Annotated in this window: 11 protein-coding genes; 5 read left to right on the top strand and 6 right to left on the bottom strand. The window is 47.9% G+C overall.

Annotation, left to right across the window (positions count from 1 at the left end; all coding sequences use genetic code 11):
- Positions 1–4: 4 nt before the first annotated feature.
- The 3 genes from LC073_RS08945 to LC073_RS08935 form a co-directional block, all read right to left on the bottom strand.
- Complete coding sequence (locus LC073_RS08945) at positions 5–1,246, bottom strand: lipoprotein-releasing ABC transporter permease subunit (RefSeq protein WP_226646249.1); 1,242 nt, start codon at positions 1,244–1,246, stop codon at positions 5–7.
- Between the two features lie 51 nt (positions 1,247–1,297).
- The gene (locus tag LC073_RS08940) at positions 1,298–2,923 is read right to left on the bottom strand and encodes an alpha/beta hydrolase (protein WP_226646247.1); all 1,626 of its coding nucleotides are present in this window, start codon (positions 2,921–2,923) and stop codon (positions 1,298–1,300) included.
- Between the two features lie 94 nt (positions 2,924–3,017).
- Positions 3,018–4,652: an alpha/beta hydrolase gene (locus LC073_RS08935; protein ID WP_226646245.1), complete on the bottom strand. Its 1,635-nt coding sequence runs from the start codon at positions 4,650–4,652 to the stop codon at positions 3,018–3,020.
- Positions 4,653–4,837: 185 nt separating this feature from the next.
- Between LC073_RS08935 and LC073_RS08930 the strand changes: the two genes are divergently transcribed.
- Together LC073_RS08930 and asnS are read left to right on the top strand one after the other, a co-directional pair.
- Positions 4,838–5,134, top strand: a complete 297-nt coding sequence (locus LC073_RS08930; protein WP_226646243.1) for a hypothetical protein — start codon at positions 4,838–4,840, stop codon at positions 5,132–5,134.
- Positions 5,135–5,352: 218 nt separating this feature from the next.
- Positions 5,353–6,759, top strand: a complete 1,407-nt coding sequence (gene asnS / locus LC073_RS08925; RefSeq protein ID WP_226646241.1) for an asparagine--tRNA ligase — start codon at positions 5,353–5,355, stop codon at positions 6,757–6,759.
- A gap of 46 nt (positions 6,760–6,805) precedes the next feature.
- On the opposite strand, the gene LC073_RS08920 is transcribed toward asnS, so the two are convergent.
- On the bottom strand, positions 6,806–8,767 hold the full coding sequence (locus LC073_RS08920) for a GMC family oxidoreductase (RefSeq protein WP_226646238.1): 1,962 nt from the start codon (positions 8,765–8,767) through the stop codon (positions 6,806–6,808).
- 757 nt (positions 8,768–9,524) lie between these two features.
- On the opposite strand from LC073_RS08920, the gene LC073_RS08915 reads away from it, so the two are divergent.
- On the top strand, positions 9,525–9,902 hold the full coding sequence (locus LC073_RS08915) for a hypothetical protein (protein WP_226646236.1): 378 nt from the start codon (positions 9,525–9,527) through the stop codon (positions 9,900–9,902).
- A gap of 291 nt (positions 9,903–10,193) precedes the next feature.
- Positions 10,194–10,835 (top strand): hypothetical protein, encoded by a 642-nt coding sequence (locus LC073_RS08910; protein ID WP_226646235.1) that lies wholly within the window; start codon positions 10,194–10,196, stop codon positions 10,833–10,835.
- Positions 10,836–10,993: 158 nt separating this feature from the next.
- Here LC073_RS08910 and LC073_RS08905 read toward each other — a convergent pair whose 3' ends face one another.
- Positions 10,994–11,647, bottom strand: a complete 654-nt coding sequence (locus tag LC073_RS08905; protein ID WP_226646233.1) for a hypothetical protein — start codon at positions 11,645–11,647, stop codon at positions 10,994–10,996.
- Between the two features lie 431 nt (positions 11,648–12,078).
- Here LC073_RS08905 and LC073_RS08900 point away from each other — a divergent pair, with 431 nt between their 5' ends.
- Complete coding sequence (locus LC073_RS08900; RefSeq protein WP_226646232.1) at positions 12,079–12,348, top strand: DUF1330 domain-containing protein; 270 nt, start codon at positions 12,079–12,081, stop codon at positions 12,346–12,348.
- Between the two features lie 130 nt (positions 12,349–12,478).
- On the opposite strand, the gene LC073_RS08895 is transcribed toward LC073_RS08900, so the two are convergent.
- Positions 12,479–12,751 (bottom strand): hypothetical protein, encoded by a 273-nt coding sequence (locus LC073_RS08895; protein WP_226646231.1) that lies wholly within the window; start codon positions 12,749–12,751, stop codon positions 12,479–12,481.
- Between the last annotated feature and the right edge of the window lie 42 nt (positions 12,752–12,793).

Raw genomic sequence — 12,793 nt, 5'->3', positions numbered from 1 at the left:
GACTTTACTCATACCGCAAAGCTTCAGCCGGCTCGATTTGCGCAGCCCGCCACGCGGGGAACAGTGTCGCCAGCAAGCTCATACAGACAGCGGCAGATAACACTACTACCGCATCGCCCACACGAAACTCGGAGGGCAGATAGCTCACAAAAAATACCCTTGGATCAAATATCTTGGCACCCAGCAGATTTTCGACCCAGCTCACCATCTCGGTGAGGTTGAGCGCCACCAGGATGCCCAGCAAAGCGCCACTGAAAGCGCCTATCAACCCGATAGCACTGCCCTGCACAACGAACACCACCATAATCTGGCGGGAAGTGAGCCCCAGAGTTCTAAGTACGGCGATATCGGAGCGCTTGTCCGCCACCATCAATACCAGGGCCGAAACAATGTTGAAGGCTGCCACAGCCACGATGATCATCAACATCAAAGTGACCACCGTCTTCTCCATCTTCACCGCCTGGAACAAGCTCCCCTGAGAATGACTCCAGTCCTCACCACTGAAACCCTCGCCGAAGGCCGCAGCATAGGACTCAACCCTGCCCAGGGCATTGTCCATATCGTCGAAACGCAACTGTAACCCCTGCACCTTGCCGGACATGCGCATCAGTCGGGCCGCGTCCTCAACATTTATTAGTGCCACATTTTGGTCCACCTGAGCACCCACCGAGAAAACTCCGGCGACGGTGAAGCGCTTGGTACGGGGGAAGATGCCAGCGGGAGTTACCACGACTTCAGGTAGGGTCAGAGTGACGGATTCTCCGGGGAGCACATTGAGCTGCTGGGCGAGGATACGGCCGAGCACGATACGGTAACTGCGCGGCTGCAGCTCATCCAGGCTGCCCATCACCATGTTCTCACCCACCTTGGAGACGTTGCGCAAGGCTTCTGGATCAACACCCTGGAACTCAACTCCGTGGCTGTCACCGTAGGCGCTCAACAGGGCAAACCCTTTTACAAAGGGGCTCACCGCCTCCACATGGGGCTGCCGCTCAAGTTTCTCGGCCACTCCCTGCCACTCCTGCAGGCCGCCTTCACGCTCGATAAAGCCGTGGGGCACCACGCTCAATATCCGTGTTTTCAGCTCACGATCGAAGCCGTTCATGACTGAAGTCACAACGATCAAGGCAAAAACACCCAGCGCCATGCCAACCAGGGAGAAGCCATTAATAAAGGAAATAAACTGCTGCCTGCGGCGGGCAGCGACATATCTCAGACCGATAAAAAGAGGGACAGGTTTTAACATAGAGCCGATTTAAACGGAAAATAGTCAAGAAATCCAAGGATTTAAGCAACTTCAAAGCTTTGGGTAAGTATTCAGCTTCGCCCGCAGACGCTTTAAATCTGCCTCACTCCAGTCTGGGGGCTCGGTCAGGGCTATCCAGGCGAGCGTGTACCCCTCCGGTGAGTAGCGGTGCCCAAACCCTCGCGGTGTGACTCCTATTTTAAAGTCCGCCAGCAACTGCAACATAGTAACAACTGGGAACCAGCGTAGATCCGGGGAGACATCGGGTCCTCTGGGTCGCTCAAGCCAATCCGGCCTGCTAAACGCCCACCGCAAGCTAAAGAAGACAATCGGATCACTGGCATGTTGAATAAAAGCTATTCGGAATTTACCCCAAGGCTCTTGCCCCAGATAGCCACCGTATTGATTACCGAAGCGCACCACCTCTCCCCCCTTAAACTGAGGAAGCCAGGCTGGTGTTCCCGGATCTCGATTATCGGTCATCAATCTCCAGGATCTCATATTAAATGGAGGACCTGCCCAGAGAGCACCATCAATGGGGCTATCGATAATATCGTAGAATTTAAATGAATCTCCGGAAAGCTTTGCTCCCAAACTGAGCCCAAACAAATACAGTCTGGGACGGGTGCTAGCAGGCAATTCCTCCCAATAACCGTAAATCACCTCGAACAGAGTTCTAGCCGAGGTCATGATATATTTATTATCGGTAAATAACGCGGTTGGGCCCGGCAGATAGGAATACTGTACCCCGACGGTCGCTACATCACCCCGGTATAGAAACTCGAGCGAATTCACAGCTCCAGGGTCTATCCAACCATCCCCCACAGGAGTTGCGATCAGCAAAATTTCCCGCTCGAATGCCTTGAGCCGCTTCAATTCCTCAAGCGCCAAGAATGCGCGCTGTTGTGGAGTATCCGCAGAGTGTATACCCACATAGACCCTGATAGGCTCTCGCCCTTCTCCCGCAACCTCTTGAATATCCTCGACAGTAGGTCCAAGAGTCAGAAATCGACGTCCCTCATGCCCCATACTACCCCAAGCCAGTAACGAATCCGCGCCACCCGTCTTAGCGGGGTTTTCTGGAGGCGGCAAGTCCTCCGCAATAATCAAGTCCAGCTTTTCATAGATGAGTGAAATGGCATATAGACTCGACTGTAGTAACACTCCACTCAACACACTCCAATAAACCAGCAGTGCGACTAGTAACCCTGTGAGCAAGGCCACTCGCTCTGGAATAGTCTCTTCCAGGCGTGCAGACACCACCAAAACTATCCGGCGAAAACCTTTTCCTACCACTCTGAAAAGCAAAAATACACAGAGCGCAACAACCCCGATCGTAACAGGGCCAACGCCTGAAACTGCCGGCATCCCCATCAATGAGCGCACCGAGTTCTGCCACTCTGTTCCTTGCCAGAGAAACCCCAAAATCAGACAGGCACCAAAGAAAATCACCAGAAACCTCAATCTTTGTCTCTGCTGACTCGTTAGGGAGATATCAGGGATTTCTAAATACTTCCAAAGTTGGCGAAAAAGTACGCCCAAAGAATAGCCAATGGTAAAGGCGACACCGGAAAGGATGCCCTGAACAAAGGCACTGCGGGGAATTAGCGAAGGGGTTAAGCTCAGCGCAAAGAAAATTGCACCAAGTAACAGGCCAGAAACTGATAAAGCAACCATTGTTCGCATCCATGCCTGCCCGCGCGATCAAGTTATACGTCAAACTAGCAAAGTACCTACCACCCCCTAAACACCCCCTGGTATTCCCACATTCTCAACGTACCGGGTAAGTTTGGAGTTTTTCCCGTAGGCGCTTTAATTCCTCATCACTCCAATCGGGCGGCTCTGTTAAAGCCATCCATGCGAGAACATATCCCTCTGGAGAATAGCGATGGCCAAACCCCACCGGCGCAAACCCCAGATTCAGATCTGCCAGTAGCTGTAGCATGGTGACCACCGGAAACCAGTAAAGATTTGGGGAAACATCAGGCCCTCTGGGAGTATCCAACCAGTCGGGCTTTTTAAACATCCAGCGAAAATCGAAGAAGACGATGGGATCACTGGCATGTTGTAAGAAGGCAACACGAAAGCCATTCCATGGCTCATGCCCCAAGTAACCGCCATACTGATTGCCGAAACGAATAACCTCTCCCCCCTTGAACTGAGGCAGCCAGGCGGGTGTGCCTGGATCACGATTATCCGTTGCTGTTCGCCAGATAAAGGAACCAAATTCTGGCCCCGCCCAGAGCACACCATCAATCGAGTCATCGATGATGTCGTAGAAGTCAAAAGAGGCTTCAGACAACCGGGCCCCGAGACTCAAACCAAAAAGATACAGCCTGGGGCGGGTATCAACCGGCAAGTCCTCCCAATATTCATAGATCACTTTAAATAGCGCCCTAGCTGATTCCACGCCATATCGATTATCCGTTAATAACGCAAAAGGGCTTGGCAGGTAAGAGTATTGTGTGGCAACGATAGCTACATCTCCCCGGTACAGAAACTCGAGAGAGTTCATCGCCCCTGGGTCCAGCCAGCCTTCACCGGTAGGGGTCGCGATCAGCAAGATCTCTCTCTCAAAAGCATTCAGACGCTTCAATTCCGCAAGCGCCAAAAAGGCTCGCTGCAAGGGTGTATCCGCCGCACGCAGCCCTACAAAAACTCTGATCGGTTCCTTGCCCAACCCAGCAACTTCACGAATATCCTCGACGCTTGGCCCAAGTGTCAGAAAACGCCGCCCCTGATGCCCAACACTCTTCCAGGACAAAAAAGAATTGGCTCCCCCTACTTTATTTGGGGACTCAGGTGCCTTTAGCCCCTCCGCAATCACTTGGTCATGCCTTTCCCAAATGATCGAGATGGTATGCAGTGTCGCTTTCAGAAGCACCCCATTTAAAATACTCCAGTACAGCGCTAGAGCCACCAATAGCCCCGTGAGCAAAGCCACCCTCTCGGGGATATGCCTGGAGAGATGATGGGCGACAGCGAGAATAATATGCCGAAACCCTCTCCCCAATAACCAGAAAGCCAAAAAAGTAAGCAGGGCCACTGATCCGACGGTAAAGGGACCAATCCCGGTAACCGGTTGCATACCCATCAAGGCACGCACTGAGTTCTGCCAGTAGGCCCCCTTCCAGAGGAAGATAACAATCAGGCATATACAAGCAATCAACGCAACGCGCTTAAGCACTTTACGCTGCCCATGGCTCAGAGGGATATCGGGAAGCTCAAGGTAGTTCCACAGCCAGTGCAAAAACACACCGATGGCATAGCCGAAAGTGAATGATGTTCCTGCTAGTACGCCCTGTATTAAAGTACTGCGTGGCGTCAGGGAGGGAGTAAGAGATAGAGCGAAGAAAATGGCGCCTAGCAATAGCCCCAGAACTGAAAAGGTTTTTGAGAGTCGCATCCATGCCCGCCCAAAGGACCAAGTCCAATTGTCAGCCTAGCACACACAACCGCAGACCCCATGAACCTTTTTCCCCCTTCAAGGCGCATTCATCGGTACAAAAACGTGAAGAAGTCCAAGTGTTTTGGCATTTTTTCTGTTCTAATGGCTTGGCGTATTCGAACACTTAAACCGGAGAACAATAAATGTTCAGCAGAAATCGCAACGGAGTGGCCCAAATCGCTGGTACCGTGGCACTTCTTATGGCATTTGGCGCCCAAGCAAAACCCCTAGAGATCCCTGTCGGCTCCCAGGGTAGTGAGCTGTCCTTTGGCGAAGCTCGCGGCATGAAGAAAAACGATATTAGCATTCGCCTTGGTGAGCCACTCAGTATCAAGGGCCCAATTGGTGAACCTGCGATTACCCGCTGGGAATACAGCGACTTCTATGTCTTTTTCGAACGGGACACTGTACTCCACACGGTGAAAAAGCCACGCGGCTGAAACTGTATTGCATTGGGCTAGGCGTCAAATTCATGCCTGGCCCCACCTCTTCCTTATTTGGCGAACAGCCCAATCCCCCTTCTCCGGTACCAAAGGGACTGGATTTCCCCTCGTCAAAAGGTCAATATGCCCGCCGTAACTTCACCTTGGTGGGGTGGTCACCTTTTAGGCAAGTTGACAGAACACCACCTACAGGACCAGCGAGAAACCGATAGAAAATGACAGTAAAAGTCGAATCCGTAGATAGCCTATTGAAATCCAGTGGCCGTGAAGGCGAAGAAATTCGTGTGCAAGGTTGGATCAGAACCCGTCGCGACTCCAAAGCCGGCCTTTCTTTCCTGGCAGTACACGACGGCAGCTGCTTTGACCCCATTCAAGTAGTAGCCGAGAATCACCTGCACAATTACCAGTCTGAAGTGCTGCGCCTGACCACCGGCTGCGCAGTGGATGTTGTTGGCACCATCAAACCTTCAGAGGGCAAGGGCCAGTCGATCGAGTTGTTGGCTTCCGAAGTTCAAGTGGTCGGCTGGGTAGAAGATCCAGACACCTACCCCATGTCCCCCAAGCGCCACACCATGGAGCACTTGCGTGAGCACGCGCATTTACGCGTTCGCACCAATGTCAGCGGCGCGGTGGCCCGTGTGCGAAATTGCATCGCCCAGGCGATTCACCGCTTCTACCACGAGAACGGCTTTAACTACGTACACACGCCCATTCTCACCGCCTCCGATTGTGAGGGCGCCGGAGAAATGTTCCGGGTCAGCACCCTGGACATGGAAAACCTGCCGCGTAACGAGCAAGGTGCCATCGATTACAGCAAGGACTTTTTCGGAGAAGAGAGCTTCCTCACCGTATCCGGCCAGCTGAATGTTGAGAGCTATTGCCTGGCTCTGTCCAAGGTTTACACATTTGGCCCCACTTTCCGTGCGGAAAACTCCAACACTACCCGCCACCTAGCCGAATTCTGGATGGTTGAGCCTGAAGTCGCCTTTGCCGATTTGGCCGATATCGCCGATTTGTCTGAGCAAATGCTGAAATACGTATTCAAGGCGGTGCTCGAAGAGCGCGCTGACGATATGGCTTTCTTCGCCCAGCGTATCGATAAAGAGGCTATCAGCCGCCTGGAGAATATCATCGAAAATGATTTCGCTCGCATCAACTACTCCGATGCCATCGAAATCCTGGAAAACTGCAACGAGAAGTTCGAATTCCCCGTATCCTGGGGCATCGACCTGGCCTCCGAGCACGAGCGTTACCTGGCCGAAAAGCACTTCAAGAAGCCGGTAATTGTTCTGAACTATCCGAAGGACATTAAAGCCTTCTATATGCGCATGAACGACGACGGTAAAACCGTGGCCGCCATGGATGTACTGGCGCCCGGTATCGGTGAAATTATCGGTGGCGCCCAGCGTGAAGAACGACTGGAAAAGCTCGACGAGCGCATGGATGAAATGAGCATTTCCAAAGAGCACCTCGATTGGTACCGCGACCTGCGACGCTACGGCACAGTGCCTCACGCGGGCTTTGGACTTGGCTTCGACCGTATCGTGTCCTATGTGACCGGTATGGGTAATATCCGCGATGTTATTCCCTTCCCCCGCACACCAAAGAACATCTCGTTCTGATAAAAAGCCCCGCTCTGCGGGGCTTTTTTCTTTCTGTGATTAGCAATCAGGTCGATAGCCCCATTGCCGTTGCAATAATGTCATCGCTAGCTTTCTCACTAATCATGTAGACCGGCACCACGATAAAGAAGCCGGGAATACGCGGGAAAACCGAAGCGTCCACCACTCGCAAATTGTTGGCGCCATGCACACGGAATTTACTATCAACCACAGCCATAGGATCACTGGCCGGCCCCATTTTATTGGAACAGGATGCGTGATGACCCCATGCCTGATTCTTAACAAACTGACCAATCTGCTGATCGGTCTGCACATCACTACCAGGCAATAGCTCTTTGGATACACGCTTTCTAACAATCGGGCCCGACATAATATCCCTGGAAATTTTTACTCCCTCGATTACCGCCTGCAGATCCTCCTCATAGGCTCCACTCCCCTCATCAAAGTAGTGAAAATTAATCTCCGGGGTGTCCTGCGGATTTGCTGAGCGCAAGGTGACCCGCCCAGCAGTATTATTAGTGTGACCTTTAAGTACAATCCAAGAGAAGCGATCTTTGTACTCCCTCAGCGCCTGGGAATAACCTGGAAAGTAACCATGAAAGTCAGAGGGCGCTCCAAAAATAAACAAATCAGGATCTGGTAAATCGGGGCGGGAGCGCTTCACCAGAGACAGTACAGGGCCATTGCCACTATAAGGACCTTTATTTAACCAGCCGTAGCGATATCGGTTCAAACAGGGATCTCCCTGCTCGCCCCAGGTACAATCTTTGAGGAGAGCCAGATCCACAGCCATCTCACTTACGATGCCCACTTCGTAGCGATCCTGTAGATTTTCACCGACACCAGGCAAATCTACTACCTGATCAATACCGTGCTGGAGCAGCTCTTGGCTTGGGCCAATTCCTGATAACTTCAATAGTTGAGGGCTGTTAAATGCACCTCCGGACAGAATCACTTCCCTACTAGCCCTAACTTGGCGCATTACGCCAGCCGAGCCCGAACCATCGTGAAAGGGGTCTGCTTTATAGAGACTCGCCCCTTCCATAAACTCCACACCAACAGCTGTTTTTCCATCAAACATCACCCGGGTTGCCAATGCATTGGTACGTATATGCAACAGGCTCGGATAGATACTTTGGGTGTCCAAAAGGTGCTCACGCACACTCTTTCGACGACTTCTACTATCCGCAGCCATCGGAGCGATAAAAGGACCCTCTTGTCCTGAAGCTACATCCCAGTGATTTATATCCAAACGCAGGTTACCTGAAATAATCTGCTCGAAAGCGCCCTCCAACCCGTATTTTGCCAACGCCGCCTTGACGATTTTTAATATTGCTGGGTCTTCCAGTAATAAAGCTGGGTTACCTCTATTGGTAGGTAACCAACCATCAAAGCCATGGCGAGAGGGATTTGAAAAAATGGGACGGGGAATATATTGGCAGCGTTCAAGTCGCTCAAAATATCGCCGCATATTGCCGCTAGCCCAACTACTATCCCCGGTGTCCTGGGCGATACGGTCAAAGTCATTATTATGGGGATAAACAGTAATCAGCGCATGATGTGTGGTACAGCCCCCTATAGTACTGGCTCGGGGATATAAAATACCTTTACCCGGGATGTATTTGTCATCCAGCTGCTGTTGATTGATATCCCCATAGTGTTTAACAAAAAAATCCCAGCTCAGCTTGCGATCCTCGGATGCAAATGGGTGCCAGGCAGGAATATTATGAGTGTCATCGCTAGGGTCATTAGCACCAGCTTCAAGCACCAGCACAGAAAAACCGGCTCTCGCCAGGTTTGCTGCCAGCGGCCCTCCACCAGCGCCTGAACCAACTATCACATAATCGTAAGTATCATAAAATTGGTTGGAACGGCCTGAAAATGCTGAGCCTAATCCAGAAGTAACAGCCCCAGCCGCTAAACCCGCTTGAATAGCACGCTTGGTAAAAGTTCTTCGGCTAACGCCCTCCGTACCCTTTCTTTTGTCGGGTGTTTTTTTTCTATCCATACTGGTTATTCGCTCTAACGTTTTTAAGATTGCATTGAGTACTTGGGAGTGAGAAAACGGTACAACCTGATAAAACCAACCACTGAAAAATCATCACTAAAGCTCCTCAAGCCTATCTACAGCAGATCTTTAAGCAATCATGGAAGCGCTGTTTTAAAACGAGCATCTCAAAAACAGACAAAGAACAAGACCCTACATCAATCTGGTTTTACTCTAAGACTCAATCTAGGCCTGATTGACCGCTCTAAATTCAAACAGGCTACACTTATAGATCAGCTTTCTTTCTTATAGGGATAGCGAGGATCTAAACCATCTCAGTATCCACCCAGGATTCAGCAATTCATAAATAGAAAAAATTTCACCCATCTAACAACCCTTACCAGAAAGTTATCGGCCACTAACCTCGCGAATGATCCAGCGGATAAATCCGCATCAAGAAATCTATATTGCTTTTAGACGGTTTTATTTGATTATTTTCCGCACTCGACCACCCTTCGGTTACAAATGGCGACAAATAGCCAATCAGTGTGAAAATTACACTCGGTAATTTTCAAATTTTCTACAATATCACAACAAAACAACCGTACTTGTTGCGCCACACAGCGAGGCGCAGTTATGATTGACACCAATAAGCAAAAAAATAAAGAAATCTTCTTGCTTTTAAAACCAGAAAAAACCAAGAGCAAGATTTTTAGTTGAATAATCGTCAATAATAACAAGAACACCAGCCCAACCGATTTTTTAAAGGGAGAGCGAGATGTCCCTCCAAGAAATGTATATCGAATCAAATTTCTTGCCTAAATTTGGTCACCTAGATCAAAGAGAAAACTTCGAATTTCTCACATCTCAACTGGATACAACCTTCCTGAGCAACAGAACTATTGTTATAGCAAACGACAAAGGAATACGGGTCTTCGATCAAAAGAGCATCAATCAATCAACCTTGAATGGATGGGTCTGCCGTTTTCCAGCGGGAACAACACTCCCCATCGGCCTTAAAATTGTAAAAAAAATTTCAGGACAATATTTTATTTCCCCAGAAAGAAACATGACCATTGAGCGTTTTATAGAGCTCTTAAAAGAAATGTCTCTCAGCGCAATAACATTATTTAAGCGAGCCGATAAGGCCGTTTAAACCAACGAAAAGTAAAAAATATCCTGCCGCTCTCAATAAGGCATGAATTTAATTGGTTTCATATTACATTGTTTAAACAACATGCACTCCAGAAAGAGTATTTTTCACGCAACTTAAGGGTGCTCGACACGGATTTCGAATTACTGAGCACCAAAATAAATAGTGCCTTATAAGCATATAAAGCTTGCTGTAAACCCGTATCAATCAGAATTTGCTGTTATTAATAAAATAAATCCAAAAGAACCAAAAAGAGCTGTATGACCCTCTATTAGTTAAAATAGGAGAATAGAAATGCCGAACCTTGTCCGGAGCCGCACCATTGCAACTAGCTGTAACGATATGTTAGGCGATTTAAGCGCTGCCCTTGGCGTAACCCAAGCAAATATGCGCTGTATTGGTGTAATGATACAAGCAGGCAAAACACTAACTTCATTTAGTAATATTAAAAAAACTATAGGTGGTGGGCACGTTTCACCTTTTGTAGTGAATGCCAATGGACTGCAAAGTTGGGATGAGATTTGTGGTAACAGCTGGCAAAACTGGGCACAAAACTCAGCCTCTGGTGAAAGTCATGGCACTGTCAATAATGTTATGTTCTATCCCAGCTCAGCAAATGACGTGACTATTTACGTGCATCCCGCCTCTGACATAGAAGTTGCAACTGTTGTCAGCAGAGCTCAACAACTATTAAATTCCACCAGCCTCGTTTACAACCATAATCCAACGCTGACCTCCAACTTCCCAACCTCCGGGGACTGCGTCACCAAGAGCGCATGGGTCATGGGAGCCTTTTCTTATTCAAAGCCCATGCAAGGTGCAGTGACTCCTTGGGGACAGGCGGTTATCTATGAAGCCTACACCTCTCCGGTCAACTTTATGAGTAAATGGGTTAAGATCAAAAACAAAGGTTGTAAGCTTGGAGTGATGAACTAACCTATTAAAAATTTCCCCAAAACTGAGCCCCAAAGGGAACGTCTTAATATAATTAGAAAGTAGCACCTTAGAGGACCGTATTACTCGATCCGGCTTCTAAGGCACTTTAGAAAAGTAAGAGCCCTTAATCCATATATGCAGTTAAAATATAAAGGGGACTAATTAATTTTATCCAAGCTATCTAGCCAGGGGGTACCCTCCTGGCGTGGGTAGCCCTCAAGAAAAGAGATCTCGGCTCCAGTGTCAGCGTGAATCTTTCTTACAATGTCCACAAAAGTTTTTTCAGTCCACTGCTCAGGAGTACCAACCATCGCGCTTGCAGCCTTACGAGAAATCTCCATCAACCCACCTTCTTGCTTTGAAAAATTTGCATATAAATCTAGATGGTATCCCTCAGAGTAAGGAAACAGACAAGCGGTTAATTTGAGCTCAGATTGCCCTTTAACCACTCTTGTTGCCCCCGCAATCCAAGATGCCCCGTCACAAGTAGCAATTTTATAACCAGCATGACCACCTGATTCAGCCAATGCAGATAAAGCTGACCCTTGAAGTGGATTAACAATCTTGAAGCGTCCTGGTACCTCTGGCAATTCGGCAGATTCAGGAATGGGTTGATTTTCATGAATACTGCCAACATTTCGACCCAAGCCATCACTAGCAGATTTTGCAATAGTATAACGATCAACATCTGTTTTTATATCAAAAATTCTGTAGTATTCGATATTTTTCTTCTTATCCGCAATGAAACTATTGAAATTTCCACAACCTACAAGACCAATCAGAATAGCAAAAACCAGTAAAAGACCTTTCATCCTTGACCCTTATCTCATTAAGGAAAATTATTCATATATGATTAATCTTTATAGTGGATTTTATTTTAATACTAGAGAAGACCTCCAAATAATCACCTAAAGAAAATCACAATCCAGGTTTCACAAAAGCAATACACTTGTAAATCATCAACTACACATCACAGTAGTAAATCTACCAATCCAGCAAATTCGGAGCAACCAGTAAAAGCGCTATCTGCAGTGAGATTTTCAGTTTATAAATTGCACAACCGTACATATAGATAGCAAGCCAGTTTAAAAATACGATTAAAAATTATTTTTTTGAACGCCCATACAATGTAGCCTCAGGTTTTTCAGTATGGTGATAACTTTAAATAAAAGCTGACTAACTTAAACTATAGTTAAGTAAATCACTATCTTAATCCTTAAAAAATCACACCAGGAAGAGCAAAATGGTCTATCTATTTATGCAAGCTTCAGTGGAAGATTTCGATAAATGGCAGAAGGCTCTTAAAGATTTCATGCCAATATTGAATCAGATGGGCAGTACAAATACATCAGTGTATCAAGAGATAGGTAGCCCCAAGAATGTGACTGTTATCCACGAATTCCCCTCCAAGGAGAAAGCAGAAGCATTCGTCAATAGCACCGAGTTACATGACTCTCGAAAAGAGGCTGAAGTCATTGGTACACCTAAGATTTGGTATACAGAAAAGCTATAAAAAGACTATTTTTATATAGCAAAAGACCTTCATATGAAGGCCTCTTGCTTGATAATATTACACTCATCAGTTCATTAGCACAGAATACGTCAGATCATATCTTAATTGCCTTATTCAAACTCACGAAATATCAAGGCATCTTCCATTGGTCCTGATAAATCCAACGAAGCCCTTTTGCCAAGCCAACAGGAAAGGTTGAATAGTGATCAGCTCCACTTACCACCTCATCATTGAGGTACATACCCTGATATTTTCGCGAGCGCAAACGCTCAACAAACCTCCTGTGGCCTTCCACCATGTTATGATTCATTCCAGAGCTTTCTTTAGTTTCCAGGGCGCCAGTTGCAAGGTAGATGTTTGCATTTAAAGACTTATGCCTCCTGCATTCAACTTTGAAGTGCATCAGTTAATCACCTGGAAAAGAACGGTCAGCTGAAGGTAACAT

Source organism: Microbulbifer variabilis (genome assembly GCF_020524905.1).
GTDB classification, from domain to species: Bacteria; Pseudomonadota; Gammaproteobacteria; order Pseudomonadales; family Cellvibrionaceae; genus Microbulbifer; species Microbulbifer variabilis_A.
The sequence above is the reverse complement of the archived record's forward strand: the minus strand, read 5'-3'. Positions and strand labels throughout refer to the sequence as shown.

Excerpts from the sequence above, each read along its gene's own strand:
- LC073_RS08910 (WP_226646235.1), top strand. The coding sequence starts at position 10,194 with ATGCCGAACCTTGTCCGGAGCCGCACCATTGCAACTAGCTGTAACGAT.
- LC073_RS08915 (WP_226646236.1), top strand. The coding sequence starts at position 9,525 with ATGTCCCTCCAAGAAATGTATATCGAATCAAATTTCTTGCCTAAATTT.
- LC073_RS08900 (WP_226646232.1), top strand. The coding sequence starts at position 12,079 with ATGGTCTATCTATTTATGCAAGCTTCAGTGGAAGATTTCGATAAATGG.
- LC073_RS08935 (WP_226646245.1), bottom strand. The coding sequence starts at position 4,652 with ATGCGACTCTCAAAAACCTTTTCAGTTCTGGGGCTATTGCTAGGCGCC.
- LC073_RS08895 (WP_226646231.1), bottom strand. The coding sequence starts at position 12,751 with ATGCACTTCAAAGTTGAATGCAGGAGGCATAAGTCTTTAAATGCAAAC.
- LC073_RS08905 (WP_226646233.1), bottom strand. The coding sequence starts at position 11,647 with ATGAAAGGTCTTTTACTGGTTTTTGCTATTCTGATTGGTCTTGTAGGT.
- asnS (WP_226646241.1), top strand. The coding sequence starts at position 5,353 with ATGACAGTAAAAGTCGAATCCGTAGATAGCCTATTGAAATCCAGTGGC.
- LC073_RS08940 (WP_226646247.1), bottom strand. The coding sequence starts at position 2,923 with ATGGTTGCTTTATCAGTTTCTGGCCTGTTACTTGGTGCAATTTTCTTT.
- LC073_RS08930 (WP_226646243.1), top strand. The coding sequence starts at position 4,838 with ATGTTCAGCAGAAATCGCAACGGAGTGGCCCAAATCGCTGGTACCGTG.
- LC073_RS08945 (WP_226646249.1), bottom strand. The coding sequence starts at position 1,246 with ATGTTAAAACCTGTCCCTCTTTTTATCGGTCTGAGATATGTCGCTGCC.
- LC073_RS08920 (WP_226646238.1), bottom strand. The coding sequence starts at position 8,767 with ATGGATAGAAAAAAAACACCCGACAAAAGAAAGGGTACGGAGGGCGTT.